This is a genomic window from Glaciecola punicea ACAM 611 (assembly GCF_000252165.1).
In the GTDB taxonomy this organism is placed as follows: Bacteria; Pseudomonadota; Gammaproteobacteria; order Enterobacterales; family Alteromonadaceae; genus Glaciecola; species Glaciecola punicea.
Genome location: NZ_BAET01000014.1, coordinates 134,658 through 152,724 on the forward strand (window position 1 = coordinate 134,658; position 18,067 = coordinate 152,724).

At 44.2% G+C, this 18,067-nt stretch carries 15 protein-coding genes and 1 pseudogene; 8 read left to right on the top strand and 8 right to left on the bottom strand.

Annotated features, from left to right (window positions below; all coding sequences use genetic code 11):
• The first annotated feature begins 173 nt into the window (after positions 1-173).
• Both GPUN_RS07525 and GPUN_RS07530 read left to right on the top strand, forming a co-directional pair.
• A complete protein-coding gene (locus GPUN_RS07525) occupies positions 174-875 on the top strand; it encodes a CoA transferase subunit A (RefSeq protein WP_006005121.1) in 702 nt (233 codons plus the stop codon).
• 10 nt (positions 876-885) lie between these two features.
• Positions 886-1,542 carry a 3-oxoacid CoA-transferase subunit B gene (locus tag GPUN_RS07530; RefSeq protein ID WP_006005123.1) on the top strand — a complete coding sequence of 219 codons (657 nt, stop codon included), beginning with the start codon at positions 886-888 and terminating at the stop codon, positions 1,540-1,542.
• A gap of 108 nt (positions 1,543-1,650) precedes the next feature.
• Here the strand turns inward: GPUN_RS07530 and GPUN_RS07535 are convergent, their stop codons facing one another.
• The 3 genes from GPUN_RS07535 to asnS form a co-directional block, all read right to left on the bottom strand.
• Positions 1,651-4,839: an efflux RND transporter permease subunit gene (locus tag GPUN_RS07535; protein WP_006005125.1), complete on the bottom strand. Its 3,189-nt coding sequence runs from the start codon at positions 4,837-4,839 to the stop codon at positions 1,651-1,653.
• 11 nt (positions 4,840-4,850) lie between these two features.
• Complete coding sequence (locus GPUN_RS07540; RefSeq protein ID WP_006005127.1) at positions 4,851-6,044, bottom strand: efflux RND transporter periplasmic adaptor subunit; 1,194 nt, start codon at positions 6,042-6,044, stop codon at positions 4,851-4,853.
• A gap of 236 nt (positions 6,045-6,280) precedes the next feature.
• The gene (gene asnS, locus GPUN_RS07545) at positions 6,281-7,678 is read right to left on the bottom strand and encodes an asparagine--tRNA ligase (RefSeq protein ID WP_006005129.1); all 1,398 of its coding nucleotides are present in this window, start codon (positions 7,676-7,678) and stop codon (positions 6,281-6,283) included.
• A 169-nt stretch (positions 7,679-7,847) separates the two neighbouring features.
• On the opposite strand from asnS, the gene GPUN_RS14350 reads away from it, so the two are divergent.
• Complete coding sequence (locus tag GPUN_RS14350; RefSeq protein WP_040520609.1) at positions 7,848-8,063, top strand: hypothetical protein; 216 nt, start codon at positions 7,848-7,850, stop codon at positions 8,061-8,063.
• Positions 8,064-8,170: 107 nt separating this feature from the next.
• Here GPUN_RS14350 and bioA read toward each other — a convergent pair whose 3' ends face one another.
• From bioA to GPUN_RS14355, 3 genes are all read right to left on the bottom strand, one after another.
• The gene (bioA, locus tag GPUN_RS07555; RefSeq protein ID WP_040520639.1) at positions 8,171-9,445 is read right to left on the bottom strand and encodes an adenosylmethionine--8-amino-7-oxononanoate transaminase; all 1,275 of its coding nucleotides are present in this window, start codon (positions 9,443-9,445) and stop codon (positions 8,171-8,173) included.
• 122 nt (positions 9,446-9,567) lie between these two features.
• Positions 9,568-10,260: a dipeptidase PepE gene (gene pepE, locus GPUN_RS07560; protein WP_006005137.1), complete on the bottom strand. Its 693-nt coding sequence runs from the start codon at positions 10,258-10,260 to the stop codon at positions 9,568-9,570.
• A 79-nt stretch (positions 10,261-10,339) separates the two neighbouring features.
• Positions 10,340-10,501, bottom strand: a complete 162-nt coding sequence (locus tag GPUN_RS14355; RefSeq protein ID WP_158309264.1) for a hypothetical protein — start codon at positions 10,499-10,501, stop codon at positions 10,340-10,342.
• 27 nt (positions 10,502-10,528) lie between these two features.
• Here GPUN_RS14355 and GPUN_RS07565 point away from each other — a divergent pair, with 27 nt between their 5' ends.
• Together GPUN_RS07565 and GPUN_RS07570 are read left to right on the top strand one after the other, a co-directional pair.
• Entirely contained in the window at positions 10,529-10,888 is a 360-nt protein-coding gene (locus GPUN_RS07565; protein ID WP_051987318.1) for a low molecular weight protein-tyrosine-phosphatase, read from the top strand.
• On the top strand, positions 10,873-11,835 hold the full coding sequence (locus tag GPUN_RS07570) for a FecCD family ABC transporter permease (protein WP_006005144.1): 963 nt from the start codon (positions 10,873-10,875) through the stop codon (positions 11,833-11,835). Before GPUN_RS07565 ends, GPUN_RS07570 begins: the two co-directional genes overlap by 16 nt.
• 5 nt (positions 11,836-11,840) lie before the next feature.
• Here GPUN_RS07570 and glpK read toward each other — a convergent pair whose 3' ends face one another.
• Entirely contained in the window at positions 11,841-13,325 is a 1,485-nt protein-coding gene (gene glpK, locus GPUN_RS07575) for a glycerol kinase GlpK (RefSeq protein WP_006005146.1), read from the bottom strand.
• A 210-nt stretch (positions 13,326-13,535) separates the two neighbouring features.
• Here glpK and GPUN_RS07580 point away from each other — a divergent pair.
• The 3 genes and pseudogenes from GPUN_RS07580 to GPUN_RS07590 all read left to right on the top strand — a co-directional run.
• Positions 13,536-13,718 (top strand): annotated as a pseudogene (locus GPUN_RS07580) (FAD-dependent oxidoreductase); the annotation flags it as partial.
• A gap of 59 nt (positions 13,719-13,777) precedes the next feature.
• A complete protein-coding gene (locus GPUN_RS07585) occupies positions 13,778-14,557 on the top strand; it encodes an ATP-binding cassette domain-containing protein (protein WP_006005151.1) in 780 nt (259 codons plus the stop codon).
• Positions 14,558-14,665: 108 nt separating this feature from the next.
• Complete coding sequence (locus GPUN_RS07590) at positions 14,666-16,006, top strand: class II 3-deoxy-7-phosphoheptulonate synthase (RefSeq protein WP_006005153.1); 1,341 nt, start codon at positions 14,666-14,668, stop codon at positions 16,004-16,006.
• A gap of 95 nt (positions 16,007-16,101) precedes the next feature.
• Here the strand turns inward: GPUN_RS07590 and GPUN_RS07595 are convergent, their stop codons facing one another.
• Positions 16,102-17,934: an ABCB family ABC transporter ATP-binding protein/permease gene (locus GPUN_RS07595; RefSeq protein WP_006005155.1), complete on the bottom strand. Its 1,833-nt coding sequence runs from the start codon at positions 17,932-17,934 to the stop codon at positions 16,102-16,104.
• Positions 17,935-18,067 lie beyond the last annotated feature (133 nt).

Sequence of the window (18,067 nt, forward strand, 5' to 3'; positions counted from 1 at the left end):
AGGGTTCCCGCTTGCGCGGGAATGACTGAGGGTGCAGTGCAGATCAACTGTAATGTTCACTAATGAAGAAAACTTATTAATCTATAAAAAAATACAATTTGATTAATATAAGCATTTCTTGCATGCTGAGTAAATACCGAACATACATTTCAATTCTTATTAAGGTGGACAGCGTGTCTGGATTTGACAAAGTAATAACAAGCTATGCGCAAGCTCTTGAAGGCTTAGAAGATAATATGACCGTAGTGGCAGGTGGCTTTGGCCTGTGCGGTATTCCTGAAAACCTCATTAAAGAAATTAAGCGAAAAGGCACCAAAGGCCTTACTATTGCGTCTAATAATGCTGGGGTTGACGGCGCCGGCTTAGGTTTGCTTCTACAAGATAAACAAATTAAAAAAATGATAGCGTCTTATGTGGGTGAGAATGCCCTGTTTGAAAAGCAAATGATGAGCGGCGAGTTAGAAGTAGAGCTTACGCCACAGGGCACCTTAGCAGAAAAAATGCGCGCAGGCGGTGCGGGTATTCCCGCCTTTTACACCGCTACAGGCTATGGCACACCGGTAGGTGAGGGTAAAGAAGTGCGTGAATTCAATGGCCGTCACTATATTTTAGAAGAGGCTATAGTGGGTGATTTTTCAATCGCAAAAGCATGGAAGGCAGATCGCTACGGTAACCTCATTTTTCGCAAAACCGCGCGTAACTTTAACCCAATGGCTATAACCGCTGGTAAAATAGCGGTAGTGGAAGTGGAAGAAATTGTAGAAGTTGGCGAGCTTGATCCTGACGAAATACATTTGCCAGGTATATACGTGAATCGCCTTATTTTAGGTACTTTCGAGAAAACAATAGAACAGCGCACTGTGCGCAGCGCCTAGGAGAATTAATATGGCTTTAACTCGCGAACAACTTGCACAACGTGTTGCTCAAGAATTTCAAGACGGCTTTTACGTAAATCTTGGCATTGGCATACCCACGCTGGCGGCTAACTTTATTCCACAGGGTATGCAGGTAATGCTGCAGTCTGAAAATGGCTTGCTAGGCATGGGGCAGTTTCCTACTGAAGACGAAGTAGACGCAGACCTTATTAACGCCGGCAAGCAAACCGTGACGATGGTAAAAGGCGCGTCGTTATTCTCATCGGCTGAGTCATTTGCCATGATCAGAGGCGGTCACGTTGACTTAACGGTACTAGGCGCGTTTGAAGTAGACTGCCAAGGTAATATTGCTTCTTACATGATACCCGGTAAGCTAATTAAAGGCATGGGCGGGGCGATGGATTTAGTCGCAGGTGCAGACAATATTATTGTGACTATGACCCACGCGTCTAAAACAGGTGAGTCGAAATTACTGAGTGAATGTACATTGCCGTTAACGGGTAAAGGCTGCATTAAGCGAGTGTTAACGGATCTTGCTTTGATGGACATTGAAGATGGCAAGTTTATTTTGCGTGAGCGTGCGCCTGGAGTCAGCGTTGAAGAAATAAAGCGCTTAACATCTGGGGCCTTAGTGGTGCCTGAGCATGTTCCTGAAATGATCTTTTAGTACAACATAAAAAAGCAAAGACGCTATTTGAAAGTTAGGCGCAATATGCGTCGCTCCATTTCGCTCCTTTATTCTTGTTTACTTACTGCATTTTTCTAATAAAGTAGCTTACGTATTAGGTGAATCTACAGCTTTTTTAGATTTAAACGCACCCAATAGCCATCTAAACGCCATCGCAATACTGCGCCCGATAAATTTAAAAAATTGGCCAATGTCATCGCCAATAATATATAAACTGGGCACCAGTATAAGCGTTACTAAAGTAGCGTACATAACAGCAAAGCCAAGGCCTACCGCCATAGGGATAACAAAGCCTGCCTGTAAGCTTGTTTCAAACATAATAGGCAAAACACCCACAAATGTAGTGATTGAGGTTAACGTGATTGCTCTAAAACGTGCGCAGCCTGCTTCTATCACTGCGTCTTTTATGCCATAGCCTTCCTTTCGCCGAGTATTGATGTAGTCGGTCATTACCAGAGAGTCATTCACTACCACGCCGGCGGCCGCAATAAGACCAAAGAACGAGAATAAACTCAAATCCAAGCCAAACAGTGCATGACCCCAAATAGCGCCGGTAAAACTAAAGGGAATAACCGCCATGATAATAAGCGGTTGGGCGTAGCTTTTTAGAGGGATAGCCAGCAGTAAATAGACAAACGCTAATCCCGTGACGAAAAACTTTATTTGTTCTAAGTTTTGGCTTTGCAGCTCTTCTATTTTGCCGCCAAGCTCAGTTTTTACGCTGGGGAAAGCTTTTTGCATATCGGGCAGCAAGTTTTCCTTTATGTTGTCAACGACTTCACTAGGTTCAATCAATTCTTCATCTATAGAGCCCCATACATAAACGCTTCTAAAACCACCTTCGCGTCGAATATAGCTAATGCCTGGTGCTTCATTCAGCGCAACTACATCGCCTAACATTACTTTTTGGCCTGTGGGGGTGCGTATAACCGTGTATTTTAAATCGGCAAAGCGCTCTCTGGTGAGCTTAGGATAGCGCACCATTACGCGCACTTCTTCGCCGTTTCGCAGCACGCGTTGGGCTTCGCCACCGTAAAAACTGGCACCCACTTGACTTGCAATGGTGGATAAATTTAAGCCTAAATCGTAGGCCACGGCTTTAAGCGACATCTGTACTTCTTTACTGTCGGGATCGATGGTTGAACTAACGTCAAACACGCCTCTTTGACCCTGCAATTTTTGAATAAGATAGCGGCCGGCCTCGTTTAAGGTGGCGATGTCGGAGCCAAATATTAAATAGCCAAACTCGCCGCCATCACCGCCGCCGTTTAAATCATCTTGAATCGTGAACGACTTCATGCCAGAAATCTCGGGAATACGCTCGCGCCATCTGCGTGCCAGCTCAAAGGTGTTAAAGTGACGAAGATCTTCATCTACCAGCGGCGCCAGTATTTGGCCTTCGTTGCGGCCCTGATTATATACCATAAGGTCGCGCACCATGGGACTGCCGAACTCTTCAATTATTTCTGCTTCCACCTCTAAAATAACCCGCTCTATGGTCTGTAGTGCTTCAATGGTCTCGGTATCTGAAATAGTTTCACTCATTTCAATACTAATACTGGGGAAATCGTGAGGTACGCTAGGCTCGGGCACCACGCGCACTACGTTTGTGGCAATTAACTGATAAGCAATCGCCAGCATAAGCATGAAAAATACCAGTGTGAACCAGCGATATTCAGTGCAATATTTTACAAAGTTTTTATAGGGGCCGTTTATAAAACCGAAAAATCGCTTATTAAACCTTGTGCGCCAGCTATTTTCAGGTAGGGGTTTGAAGGTTGAGGAGGCGATGTGCGCCGGCAAAATGAGTTTTGATTCTACTAACGAAAAAGCCAAGCATAAAATCACTACCGCTGAAATATTGTAGAAAAAGTCAGCGGAAGGGCCTGAGCTAAACAGCACCGGAACAAATACCGCCATGGTGGTAAGTACCCCAAACGTTGCGGGTGTGGCAACGCGCCTAGCGCCCATAATAACGTTGTGTACGCTGTTGCCTTTACTTTCTATTTCGGTGTAGGCGCTTTCACCTATTACAATGGCATCGTCTACCACTATTCCAAGTACCATTATAAAGGCAAAAAGTGATAAAATATTGATAGTGACACCTATCATCGGCATTAGCGCCATAGCGCCTAAAAAGCAAACAGGTAGGCCAATCATGACCCAAAAAGCCAGCTTAAAGCGCAAGAAAATCGCCAGCATAATAAAGACTAAAAAAGCGCCTTGGGTTAAGTTGTTTAGCATCATGTCTAAACGACCGTTTAAGTAATAGGTGAAATCCACGACGACTTTTATTTCCACGCCGTTGGGCAATGTTTTATTGCGCGCTTCAATATACGCCTGGACCGAATTTGCCACCGGGATTATGTTTTGCGAGCGCGTAGCATTTACCTGAATAGACATCGCGTTCATGCCATTAAATTTGAAGTAGCGCTCACCTTCTTCAAAACCATCGTAAATAGTGGCCACGTCTTTGAGTAATACTCGAGCGCCATTAGCGCCTATTTTTACTGGAATATCGGCAAATTCTTCGCCATTGTAGAATTGATTTTCTACCCGTACCGCAATAGTGCCCGAGTCTGTATTTATTTGCCCAGCAGAATAATTGGCTGAATAGCGCGCTATTGCCTGCGTTATATCGCTAATGCTCAAATCGTATTTGCGCAGCATTTCAGGTTGAATCTCTACTGCAATTTCATCCGCTGGGGTGTTTGCGCTGGCTAGTTGCACGTTGGCTAGCGCGAGTAATTCATCTTCTACTTGCTTGGCTAAGGGTTTTAAATCAGTAAGGGGAATATCGCCAACAAGAGACAGTTCCATAACGGGCTGCTCGAACTGCACTTGCGAAACTGTGATAGGCTCCATAGCCGCAGGAAAGGTGGCAATGCTGTCTATTCTGGCCTGTATTTTGTTGAGCACGTCAGTCAGGTTTTCATCTGGATTAATTTCCATGGTAACGCGGCCACCACCGCGAAAGGAACGGCCGACGCTCTTTTTAATTTCGGTTAAATCTTTGGTGGCTTCTTCAATCTTTATGGTGATAGATTCTTCTATTTCTTTTGGAGAAGCGCCTGGGTAGCTGATAAAGGCATTTATATAATTAATTTCAATACTCGGAAACATCTGTTTTTGAATAGTGAAGTAGCTGAAAGTACCTAGCAAAATGATCATCAGCATCATTAGGTTTGCCGCGACCGGGTTTCGTGCAAAGTAGCCTATTATGCCACCGCCCGTTTTAGAATAATCCGCTTGAGGTAATGGTGTGTTTGAATTCATATTAGTGCCCCTTATTGTGCCGTTGTGGCAGGGTCAAAGCTGCCATTATGTAACACAAGGCTGGCATTTAGCGCGCTTGGGACTTCGATTATTTTTACTTCCATGCCGTTTTGCGGATATTCAGGTAAGTTTTTAACTAAGCGGTCGCGCTCGTTTACACCGCTGCTTATAAAGAAAAATGTGCCTTCTTCGCGGATAACTTCTACGCTATGAGATTCTAGCTTGTTATTGCTGTCTACCAGCCAAATTTTACGTTTATTGACCAAAGACTGAGGCACTTTAAAGACGTCTTTCAAGGTTTTTCCAGCAAAGCGTACTTGAACATAGGTGCCAAATTTAATGCTGGGTAAATTATTTTCTAAGCCGTAAGGGTCTTCTATGCGGATCACTAAGTGCTGCATGCGAGTGTTTTGATCAACCACGCCTAAATTACGGTTCACCATACCTTCACGAATTATACTGCTGCGACCCTGCGTACTTATGGTGGCTGAAGTGTCTTTTAAATCGTCTTGAATAAACGCACTGTCAAAACCTGCAATGGGAATAATTACCTCGGCGGTTTCAACATTATTAAGATACGCAACCTGCGTGCCTGCGCTCACAAACTGGCCGGTGCCGATGTCTCTAGAAATGATGAGGGCGTCGTAGGGTGCACGTACTTGTGTCTTGGCTAAGTTGCGTTTGGCGATGGATAAAGAGGCTTGTGCCGATTTCAACTGAGCTTGGGCGCTCATAACTTGGGGCTTGCGCAGGTAAAGATCGCTTACTTGGCTTTGCTGCAAACTACGCGCTTCACGTTTTGCTACCTGCTGGCGGGCGAGTTCTTCGGTGAGTGTAGCTTGCGCTAAGGAAATTTGCGCTTCAGCTTGCAGCACCGCAGCTGCGTATGTATCTGGCTCTATGGTAAATAAAATTTCATTGCGCTTTACCACACCGCCGGCTATAAAGTTTTCGTTCCAGCTGAGCACTTCGCCGCTTACTTGCGCTGAAAGCTGAGTACTCTCTAGCGGCGTCAGTTCACCAAAACTGGTTATTTCAACCTGATGGTCTATGGGCGTCAATAATTCTACGCTGACGACAGGTCGGCTATCTACCGGTTTTTCCTCCTCAGTCTCTTCGGCGACTACATGAATCAGGCCCATAATGCCAAAGCCAATGGCTAACATGGCAAGAAGTACTGCTATTTTTATCAACACGGATTTCATTTTTATGTTTCCTGTAGCGCATAATAAGATAATTTTTATACTATGGCCTAGTGTACGCGCAATGTGTGTCTAATTTATGTGCCAAATGTAACGAAATATTTATTATTTCAAACGGTCTGTTTTATACATGAAAAAGGCGTAGAAATTATCTACGCCTCTTGGCTAAGCTTCTTTAGTTGTTTACTCACGTTATAAACCAAGGGTATCTGCAATAAGCAGCTAACTACCAGCGCTAATCAATAATTTGCATTACCTGGCGTTCTTGGAAAAGGAATGACATCGCGCACGTTTTGTACGCCAGTAACATAGGCCACCAAACGTTCAAAGCCTAAACCAAAGCCAGCATGAGGCACGGTGCCGTAGCGGCGTAAATCTCTGTACCATGCATAATCATCGGCATTTAAATTCATTTCTTTAAGGCGCTGATCAAATACATCAAGGCGTTCTTCACGCTGCGAGCCACCAATGATTTCACCAATGCCAGGTGCTAAGACGTCCATCGCAGCAACTGTTTTACCGTCATCGTTTATGCGCATGTAAAAGGCTTTAATGTCTTTCGGGTAGTTTTGCATAATAATAGGTGCGCCAACATGTTCTTCGGCCAAGTAGCGTTCATGCTCAGATTGCAAATCAACGCCCCACTGCACTGGGTATTCGAATTTTTTGCCGCAGTTTTGCAGTATTTCAATGGCATGCGTATAGTCCATGCGCACAAATTCAGAAGAAGTCAGGGCGGTTAAGCGCTTTAGTACGTCTTTGTCGACCCGCTGCTGGAAAAAGGCCATATCATCAGCGCGCTCTTCAAGCACCGCGTTTACCACATACTTTAGTAAATCTTCGGCTAATTGGGCAACAGTGGCTAAATCGGCAAAAGCCACTTCTGGCTCTATCATCCAAAATTCAGCTAAATGACGGCTGGTGTTAGAATTCTCAGCTCTGAAAGTAGGTCCGAAGGTATATACTTTTGACATGGCGGTGCAGTAGGTTTCAAGGTTTAATTGGCCCGACACGGTTAAAAAGGTTTCTTTACCAAAAAAATCTTGGCTGTAGTCTACTTGGCCTTTGTCGGTCAAGGGTAAGTTTTGCATGTCAAGCGTGGAGACTCTAAACATTTCTCCTGCGCCTTCTGTGTCAGAAGCGGTTAGAATGGGTGTGCTTATCCACAGATAGCCACGCTCGTGAAAGAAGCGGTGTACTGCTTGAGACAGTGAGTTTCTAACGCGTGTAACCGCGCCAATAAGGTTGGTGCGTGCGCGCAGATGAGCGTGTTCGCGCAAATACTCAATACTGTGGCGCTTGGCGGCCATAGGATAGGTGTCTGGATTTTCTACCCAACCGACTATTTGCATGTCACTTGCTTCAATTTCTATTGCTTGGCCTTTACCTTCGGACTGCTTAACAATACCCGTTGCGACAAGCGAGCAGCCTGTGGTGAGTTTAAGGATGTCTTCATAGTTACTAAGGCTATTTAATGCGACTACTTGTACGGGGTCAAAACAACTGCCGTCGTGCACGGCAATAAAAGAAAGACCGGCTTTAGAATCACGTTTGGTACGCACCCATCCCTGTACGCTGATAGTACTGCCAACCTCAAATTTACCAGCCAGTACGTCGGCGACTGGGGCTTTACTCATATTATTCTCCATAGATTTATTCAAGCTATTGATTTTTTGCCGAAAGACAAGGTAAGTTATATAAGCAACAAACGCTTTGCGTAATATAGTTGCCGTTCTCCTTATTACTAATAGTATACTGTACTCAATCGTTGTTGACACTACCGTATAAACAATATGCTGAATAAAAATGCCGAATAGAAATGATGCGTCCAAGCTTATAGGTGAAAGCAGTTTGCGTATGCTTGACAGCTTCGAAGACAGACGCAAGATGAACCGTAGTAACGATACTTTTTATCGAGCAGTGTTGGGGATTAATGTATTTGCATGGGCTTTGTTAGCCGGCTCGCTTATTTTATTTCGTTACGCTAGGCCCGAATTTATCACCGGAATAAAGACAGCGTAATCCCAATAGCTTCGCGTGCTGAAATCTTTAAGCCATCTAAGTGCGTCCCAGTTCAGCGAAACATAGCGCATTGTGAAGCGAATTCACTTCAAAAGGTACCGACGTTGTTAACAAGCCGCTTCAATGCCTTTTTTAAGCGCATTTGTGAGGGTGGTAACATCCGTTTTGCTGCATATAAATGGCGGTATAAGATACACAAGTTTGCCAAACGGTTTTATCCAAGCACCATGCTGTATACATACTTTTTGAATGGCGGCAACATCTACTGCTTGCTTCATTTCAACCACACCGATTGCACCTAATGTCCGCACGTCATACACGGCGATGTGTTGTTTTAGCGGCATCAACTCTTCGCTAAGTTGCTCAAATATGTTGTTTACACGTAATTCCCAATCAGCGTTTAACAAAAACGCGATGCTCGCATTTGCAACTGCACAGGCTAATGGATTGCCCATACAGGTAGGCCCATGCATAAATACTCCGGGACTTCCTTCACACACACCTTGGGCAACATCGTTAGTGCATAAGGTTGCTGCTAGCGCCATATAGCCGCCAGTAATGGCGCTGCCCAAACACATAATGTCAGGTGTAACGTTAACGTGATCACAGGCAAATAATTTGCCTGTGCGCCCAAAGCCTGTGGCTGTTTCATCGCAAATTAGCAAGACGTCGTACTGGTCACACAGCTGACGACAGGCTTTTAAATACTCTGGGTGATAAAAGCGCATGCCGCCAGAGCCTTGCACAATAGGCTCTAAAATAAGCGCGGCGATGCTGGCGTGGTGTTCATCTAAAATATCGCGCAGCGGCGCTATCTCATCTGGGTTCCAACGTTGATTAAATTGCGTTTGTGGTGCAGGCGCAAAATAGTGTTCTATAAGGCTATTTTTAAATAAAGAATGCATGTTGCTTATAGGGTCCGACACCGACATTGCGGCAAAAGTATCGCCATGATAGCCATTTCGCAAAGCTAATACCTTATTCTTAGTTTCACGACCCTGACAGGCCCAGTACTGCATGGCCATTTTAATCGCCACTTCAACCGCCACCGAGTCTGAGTCGGCCAAAAATACGCGATTCAAACCTAGCGGTGTAATATCAATAAGGGTTTTACATAAGTCGACCGCAGGCTGATGGGTAAGTCCGCCAAACATGACATGAGAAAATTTATCGAGCTGATTTTTAGCGGCTTGGTTTAATACGGGGTGATTATAGCCATGAATAGCACCCCACCAAGAAGACATGCCGTCTACTATTTTTTCGCCTGTGCTAAGCTCAATATGCACGCCACTTGCGCCTACCACCTCATAGCAAGGTAAAGGATTATTAGATGAGGTATAAGGATGCCAAATATGACGCTTATCAAACTCTATATTAGACATTGATGTGGTTTTTGCGCTCTGGTTAGTGATTTGCTTATGCTTTGGTGTGTTCAATATTTACCCTATAGTGCAGATTATATAGCCATTTATGTTGACAATGTACTAAGCTGATAGACTCATTTTTAAAGGTATTCCGTTAAGTCCTGCGTGTTATCGAGCGAAATTTTTTCTTGTGAAGCAAACACAAAGCCATTTAGCTCACCAAGCAGCCTTAATTTGTTATCTCTAATAAGCAGGGCACTGCCCTCGCGAATAGCTAACACCGGCACTGTTGGTTGTAGTGTACAAAATTCAGCTAAACGCTGGTCACGCGTTTCACCATGAAAGTTAGGCGCAACATAGTCGGTATAATGAGGATTTAACTGCGCATTTACAAAGTGTAGGGCGTCAAACGACTTTGGTTCAATAATGGGCATATCGTTTGTGGTACGAATGCTCAAGCCACAAATATTACTGCCTGCGCTCCAGCCTATATAAGGCGTACCTTGTTCAACCTTGTGTTTTATGGCGTCAATTAAGTCATGCTCATACAGCAAGTGCAGCAGGTTGAAGGTATTACCACCGCCCACTAATATTGCCTCGGCATTTTGAATCGCCATTTTAGGATTATCACTTTCGTGAATGCCAGTCACCTTCAAATGCTGAAGCGCGCTTTGTACTGCAACAGTATAGGCGTCCCAGCCCATGGTTATCCCCGCATATGGAATAAAAAGAACATTTTTTACAGCGCCTAAATGCTCGTTTATCCACGACTCGGCGTAGGCTAAATAATCATATTCACCAAAGCGTGAGCTACTTAGCATTAATACATTCATGAAACTAAACTCTCCAAATAATGATTTATATTAATCAGGCTTACCATCTTTACCGCTATAGTATATATGTAGCTTTACACTACTTTTTCAAGCGCTCAATTAAGGCGTTTATATGGGCAACGCGGTCGACAACGTTCACGATAAACACGTTAACGAAAAGCGCGTAAAAGAAAAACGACAAAAAAATAACAATATGCAGACTAATGCAAGCCATGGTGATCTCTAGTATACTTTTGGTCATTAATTATTGCATAGACGGATCTTTTTAGTGCTTCACTCTACTGTCTCGGTTTTATTCGTTTGTTTGGGTAATATTTGTCGTTTTCCTACCGCCGAAGGTATGTTTGGCGACAAAGCCAAGCGCCAGGGTTTTAACGTGCACCTTGACTCTGCTGGTACCGCCGGTTTCCACAACGGGGTGGCGCCAGACAAGCGTTCTCGGCAGCTTGCTCAGCGGCGTAATTATGCCCTAAGCTCGTTGAAGTGTCGCCGGGTGAGTGTAGAAGATTTCGGGAAACTTGACTACATTATTGCCATGGGCAAGTCTAATGTTAGAGAATTAAAGCGTAAATCCCCCGAAGAGCATCAGCATAAAGTTAAGAAGTATTGTCTTTGCCTGCATGGTTAAAGTATAGCCTAGCGCTGGTAATAGTCGCAGCCTTGTACTTGGTGCCCGCCTTAGTCACTGGCAACACGCAGCTTGAGTGGTATATCGTATTCCACATTAAATTGCCTATATTGCTAACGGCCATTGCGGTAGGCACCTCAATCTCAGTGGCGTCGGCTGCGCTTCAAGTTAATCTTAACAACCCCCTAGCAGACCCTGGTATTATTGGTATTTCAAGTGGTGCTAGCTTGATGGCGGCGCTATTTTTGGTGTTTGTTAGTAGCTTGGGCGTTATACCAAACCAAACTCTCTATACCCACAGTATTTACTTATTACCTGCCTTGTGTTTCGTAGGGGCTTGTTTATCAGGAGCATTAATATATGCGGTGGCTAAAAAAATTGGTCATAGCGTGTCTAGTTTCATTTTAGCGGGTATTGCTATCTCGACCACGTTCAGTGCGCTAGTCGGCTGGATTTACTTAGTTGCACCGCCTCAAGCTCTGCAAAGTTTAACCTTCTGGCTTATGGGGTCACTGCAGTATACCAACTATAAAAGCTTAAGTTTGGTGCTGCCTATTATGGCATTTGGACTGTTCATGTTGGCAAAAAGTGCACCTAAGCTAAATGCCTTATATTTAGGAGAACATGCTGCGCTTACGGCAGGCGTAAAGGCGAAAGCCTTACAGACCAAAGTATTCATTTTAGTAGCACTGCTGGTGGGCTTGAGCGTGTCAATTGCCGGCTCTATTGCCTTTTTAGGTCTGCTTGTACCCCACGCTGTGCGAAGGCTTCACGGCTATGACAATTCACAGGTGTTTTTATATTCGGGTTTGCTAGGTGCTATCGTAATTACGCTGTGCGCGCTTATAAACGAATACGCCTTTACCACTTCGGTGCCGTTGTCTATGCTAACCGCAAGCATAGGTGCCCCAATGTTTATTTATGTGCTGTTTGGGAAGAAAAACTAATGGGCTTATTCAGCAAAGGCCAGAGTTGCTTTAACCGCCAGTGCCCACTTTTTCAGCAAGCGTTGACGGGTTTTATCGCCTAGCTCTGGGATGAATACTCTATCGACGGTTTTCACAGCGCTAATCTCGTCTAAAGACTCATAGATGCCTGCTTGCAGTCCGGCTAAGAATGCGGCGCCTAAAGCGGTCGACTCCATTATTTTGGGTCGTTGCACTTCTACTTGTAATATGTCGCATAAGAATTGACAGAGCCAATCATTGGCCACCATGCCGCCGTCTACCCAGACGTTATTTGAGCTCACGCCGTCTTTTCTCATGGCGGTTTGTAGTTCGTGGGATTGGTAACATACCGCTTCAAGAGCAGCGCGCGCGAAGTGAGCGGGGCCGGTTGCTCGTGTCATACCAAAAAGACTTGCTCTTGCATTTGGATTCCAGTGCGGTGCGCCTAGTCCAGCAAAGCCTGGCACTAAAAATACGCCGTGATCGTAGTCGAGTGACTCTGCCAATACTTGGCTTTGTTTAGCATGTTGCAGCACGCCAATGCCGTCGCGTAGCCACTGAATATTAGCGCCAGCTGTAAAAATAGCGCCTTCTAGCGCATATGTTGTTTTGCCATTAAGTCTGTATCCTACGGTGGTGAGTAATTTGTGGCTTGACGAAACGGGCGTGTCACCGGTGTTTAGTAAAGCAAAGCAGCCCGTGCCATAGGTACTTTTTAAATCCCCTGGAGAAAAGCACGACTGGCCAACAAGCGCTGCCTGCTGGTCGCCCGCCACGCCGGTTATACGATAGTCTTTGCCTAATATACTTGGGTCGCAGGTACCAAACTCAGCTGCGCAGTCGAGCACTTCAGGCAGTATACAAGGTGGAATATCAAATAATGTAAGTAAATCTTCATCCCATTGTTGAGTATGAATGTTGAATAAGTTAGTTCTACTAGCGTTAGTAGCGTCGGTGACGTGAGCTTTACCATTGGTTAAACGCCAAATTAAAAAGCTATCGATGGTACCAAAAGCAAGCTTGCCTTTAATAGCTAAACGCCGCGCACCTTGTACTTCATCTAAGATCCATTTTATTTTGCTAGCTGAAAAATAAGGGTCTAAGAGCAAGCCCGTTTTTGAATTAACCATGGCTTCTCTATCTTTTATCGATTCGCAATACCCAGCGGTTCGTCGGTCTTGCCAAACAATAGCAGGGTGTATAGCTTTGCCAGTGTCTTTGTTCCACACTACAGTGGTTTCACGCTGATTAGTGATACCAATACAGGCAATATCAACACCTTTATTAGTGGCCTGAGAAATCACGGTTTTACAACTGTCTAGGGTAGTAGACCAAATTTCCTCAACGTCGTGTTCCACCCAACCATTGGCGGGATAATGCTGAGTAAACTCTTGCTGAGCATTGGCAATTTGATGGCCATTTAGCGCAAACACAATGGCGCGGCTCGAGGTGGTGCCTTGATCTATTGATAATATGCCAGTATTACTCATATCTTAATCTCATTTTATTATTCTATTTTTAGGACTGAATTTTTAGCGTCTCATTAATTAATTAATCTTTTATAGCACGAAGCTAGATATTGTGATTAGCGCGCAACACTAATCCTTCATTTTATACTCTTATAAGTTGCATGTAGAATCTTCGATACTATACTAAACGAAATGATTACTATCATACAAATTAACGAGGTACCACTTTAAATGCTACAGCGGCAAACAAATATTAAAAAACTAGCTAAACATGGATTTGACGCACTTATCTTAGGTGCGGGCATAAATGGCGCTGTGTCAGCGGCTAGTCTTGCACGCAAGGGACTTAAGGTAGCGCTCATAGATAAAGGCAATTTTGCTGACGAAACCTCTTCAAATTTATCTAGTTTAGCCTAGGGTGGCATAAAACATTTCGAAAACAATGCAAATATTCAGGAAAATAGGCAGCTAATGTGTTAATAAATTCTACTATTGGCTCGTCGTATGAGCTTAAAAACGTGACTTTGCAGGCGCGAGTTAAAACAGTCAGTATGTGCATTAATAAAGGTCAGTGCTGGCATCTACTTGGTCCAAACGGGGCCGGCAAATCCAGTTTACTTTTACTTCTATCTGGCATCGAAACACCCACACATGGCGTGTTGACACTAGGCGACATTCCGCTGGCTGAACATTCTTTAGCGCAACTGGCCACAATCCGCTGTTTCTTGCATCAACAACAGCAAAGTGAGTTTGATATTCCGCTGTTTCAATTACTGCATTTTTATACAAATAGTACGCATATACCCAGAAAAATAGAAGAGCACTTACACATTGCATCTTTATTGCATAAACCACTTTCTACCCTCTCAGGTGGGCAGCAGCAACGTTTCCATATTGCGCGTAATTTATGTCAAATTTGGTCCGCTATAGTAAAAGGCGAAGGCCTTATTCTGTTAGATGAGCCTATAAGCCACCTTGATGTAAAGTATCAGTGCGCAATATTGTCATTACTGCAGCACGTGTGTGAAATGGGCAATACGGTTATTATGACCAGTCACGATCTTAATCTTAGCCGGCAGTATGCAAGTCACATAGGCCTGTTAAAAGAACAGCAACTTGTATTTCAGGGCCTTACAAACGAGGTGATGCGCTTAGATAATTTACAAACAATTTTCGATCATAGCTTTGTGCAAATTGTAAACGAGCATAACACTCAAAAATATATTGTAAGCGCGCCTAATCAATCCATTTAATGAATGAATGTGATACTATTTAGCGTTTTTTAGTATATTACCAATAGCCTAACAGTGTGTTTACCCGCGCTTTGGCATTAAATCTACCCTATGAAGGAATAAATAATCGTGAGTCAGTGGAGTATGGATAGTTGGCGCAACAAGCCAATACTACAGCAACCGAATTACCAAGATAAAGCATTAGTTAAAGACGTAGAGCAGAAATTAGCAAGTTACCCGCCCTTAGTTTTCGCCGAAGAAACCCGTCAGTTATATAAGCAGCTAGGCGACGTATCGCAAGGAAAAGGGTTTTTACTGCAGGGCGGCGACTGCGCAGAATCGTTTGATGATTTTAATGCGCCGAAGATCCGCGACACCTTTAAAGTCATTCTGCAAATGGCTATTGTGCTTACCTTTGCTGGTAGATGTCCGGTGACTAAAGTGGCTAGAATGGCTGGCCAGTATGCCAAGCCTCGCTCGACCGACACCGAAGTAATAAACGGGGTTGAGCTGCCTAGTTATCGCGGCGATATTATAAATGGCATGGCGTTTACTGCCCAAGCGCGAGAGCCTGATCCTAATAGATTGCTAGATGCTTACTTTAGAAGCGCATCTACGCTTAACTTATTACGCGCGTTTGCACAAGGCGGCCTTGCCGACCTGCATCAAGTTAACCGCTGGAACATGGCCTTTCTAGAAAATAATCCCTTGAAAGAGCGCTATCAAGACATTGCAGATCGTATTCAAGACACGCTTTCTTTCATGGACGTCATTGGTATTAATAAGGAGTCAAACGCAGCCCTACATGAAACTAGCTTGTATACCTCGCACGAAGCCTTGTTATTGAACTATGAACAGGCGCTTACGCGGATCGATACGCTAACCGGTAAGCCTTATAACTGCTCAGCCCACATGCTATGGATAGGCGAGCGAACGCGCCAGCTAGACCATGCTCATGTGGAGTTTTTTAGCGGTATAAACAATCCTATTGGGGTGAAAATAGGACCTACTATGCAAGAAGATGAGCTAATAAAGCTTATCGACGCGCTAAATCCTAACAACATCCCGGGTCGTTTAACGTTAATCACGCGCATGGGCGCTGGCATGTTAGGTAAAAACTTACCGCGTTTACTGCGCCGCGTAAAGCAAGAAGGTCGCCACGTTGTGTGGAGTTCAGATCCAATGCATGGCAATACCATTAAAGCCTCAAGCGGGTATAAAACGCGTAATTTTGATGCTATTTTGAGCGAAATAAAGCAGTTTTTTGATGCGCATAAAGCCGAAGGCACTCACGCCGGCGGGATCCATTTAGAAATGACGGGACAACATGTCACCGAATGTACCGGCGGTGCATACCAAATTAGCGATGCCGACTTAGCTCAGGCCTATAAAACTCAGTGCGATCCGCGCTTAAATGCAGATCAAGTACTTGAGATGGCGTTTTTAGTGGCTGATCATCTTAAGAAATAAGCTAGCTATTTAAAAAGGAAGTAAGTGATAAGGTGTATTAAAACTTTATCGCTTACTTCCTTTTTTTATGCACGGGTTCGCTTAGCTTATTGTGGCTAGGTGCTTAAGCTGGCCTGACGATCAAGTAAGAGCTGTTCGTGTGTGCTCAACTTTTGCTGCTGCGCCGTCCATAAACGTTTATAAAAGCCATTTTTAGCCAGCAGTTCGTCATGGCTCCCTTGTTCATGAATACGCCCCTGCGACATGACTAAAATGTTGTCTGCATCCATAATAGTCGATAGTCTGTGAGCGACCACAAAGCTTGTGTGGCCTTTTGATATTTCCTGCAGAGCACCTAAAATAGCTTGCTCAGACTGCGAGTCTAAAGAGGACGTAGCCTCATCAAAGACCATAATAGGCGGGCGTTTTAAAATAGTCCGGGCTATCGCCACTCTTTGTTTTTCGCCACCGCTGAGCTTTAAACCGCGTTCGCCCACCTGCGTTTGCTCCTTGTCGGGCAGTCGTGCAATAAAGTCGTGCAAATGCGCAAGTTTTATTGCCTGATTTATTTCTGCTTCAGTGGCATCGGGGCGGCCATACTTAATATTTTCATACAGGGTGTCATTAAACAAAACTGTGTCTTGTGGCACAATGCCAATATGCTTGCGTAACGAATCTTGGGTAACACCGTTAATTTGCTGGTCGTCAATGTATATTGCACCTTTGGTAGGGTCATAGAAGCGAAATAAAAGTTTCACCAAGGTTGATTTGCCAGCCCCACTTTCCCCTACCACGGCTACTTTAGTACCGGGCTTAATCGTAAATGATAAGTCTTCAATAATAATACGTTCGGGGTGATACGAAAAGCACACATTTTCAAATCTGATTTCGCCGTGCGTCACCACCAGTTCATTAGCATTGTCGGCATCTACAATTAAAGGCGCTTGTTCAAGCAGTGTGAATAAGTTTTCTATGTTGGTTAATGAACCTCTGATTTCACGGTATACAAAACCTAAAAAGTTAAGCGGCATAAATATTTGCATAGTAAACGCGTTTACCAGCACAAAGTCGCCTATGGTCATATTGCCTCTGCTTACTTCAATTGAGGCCAGCGCCAGCATGCTGGTCATGGCAATAGCAATAATAAGCGCTTGGCCGCCGTTTAGCGCAAACAGCGATAAACGATTTTTACGTCGTGCGTTTTCCCAATTCGCCAGGCCAGTGTCGTAACGGTCTGCTTCGTACTTCTCGTTGTTGAAGTATTTCACCGTTTCAAAGTTAAGCAAGCTGTCTACGGCGCGCGTAGTAGAGGTGTTGTCGGCCTGATTAAGCTCTTTTACGTACTTAGTGCGCCAGTCGGTAGCCTTAACCGAAAAGCCAACGTAGGTAACTACCGCTATCACAATAACGCCGGCAAAAGTAAAGCCGTAGTTGTAGAACAAAATACCTACCACCATAGATATTTCCAGCAGGGTAGGGACAATGTTAAATACCATAAAGCGCATTAAAAAACTCACGCCGCTGGTGCCGCGTTCAATGTCTCTTGATAAGCCACCCGTCTGGCGCGATAAGTGAAAGTTCAAATCAAGCTTATGCAAGTGGTTAAAGACTTTAAGGCCTACACGCCGCATGGCACGCTCGGTAACACGACCAAACAGCGTATCTCTAATTTCACCAAATAGCACGTTGGCTAAGCGCAGTGCGCCATAAGCGATAATAAGCGACAAAACCACAGCCAATATTGCCGCACTAGGGGTGTCTAAATTGAGGTTGTCTACAATATGTTTAAGGGTGAAAGGAAGAATAACACTGGCTATTTTAGCCCCAATTAAGCAGCTTATGGCGAGCCACACTCGACCTTTAAATTCTGTTATAAAAGGCCACAATTTTTTTAATACACGAAAATTAAAACCAAGTTCTTCATTGGCAGGAGACTTAGATGAACGCACAAGCACGACCTATTGGCTAAAAATGAGAATTCATACATATAGATATATGTAAAACCGTGTCTCTATGATATCTGTTTAAGCCTAGTATTTACATGAAAAATTGTTAATGCACAGGTGCAATAAATTGTAGTGT

What these genes read in the sequence shown, in the direction of transcription:
- GPUN_RS07530 (WP_006005123.1), top strand. Translation starts at nt 886, where the DNA reads ATGGCTTTAACTCGCGAACAACTTGCACAACGTGTTGCTCAAGAATTT.
- GPUN_RS07535 (WP_006005125.1), bottom strand. Translation starts at nt 4,839, where the DNA reads ATGAATTCAAACACACCATTACCTCAAGCGGATTATTCTAAAACGGGC.
- GPUN_RS07540 (WP_006005127.1), bottom strand. Translation starts at nt 6,044, where the DNA reads ATGAAATCCGTGTTGATAAAAATAGCAGTACTTCTTGCCATGTTAGCC.
- asnS (WP_006005129.1), bottom strand. Translation starts at nt 7,678, where the DNA reads ATGAGTAAAGCCCCAGTCGCCGACGTACTGGCTGGTAAATTTGAGGTT.
- GPUN_RS14350 (WP_040520609.1), top strand. Translation starts at nt 7,848, where the DNA reads ATGCCGAATAGAAATGATGCGTCCAAGCTTATAGGTGAAAGCAGTTTG.
- bioA (WP_040520639.1), bottom strand. Translation starts at nt 9,445, where the DNA reads ATGTCTAATATAGAGTTTGATAAGCGTCATATTTGGCATCCTTATACC.
- pepE (WP_006005137.1), bottom strand. Translation starts at nt 10,260, where the DNA reads ATGAATGTATTAATGCTAAGTAGCTCACGCTTTGGTGAATATGATTAT.
- GPUN_RS14355 (WP_158309264.1), bottom strand. Translation starts at nt 10,501, where the DNA reads ATGACCAAAAGTATACTAGAGATCACCATGGCTTGCATTAGTCTGCAT.
- glpK (WP_006005146.1), bottom strand. Translation starts at nt 13,325, where the DNA reads ATGAGTAATACTGGCATATTATCAATAGATCAAGGCACCACCTCGAGC.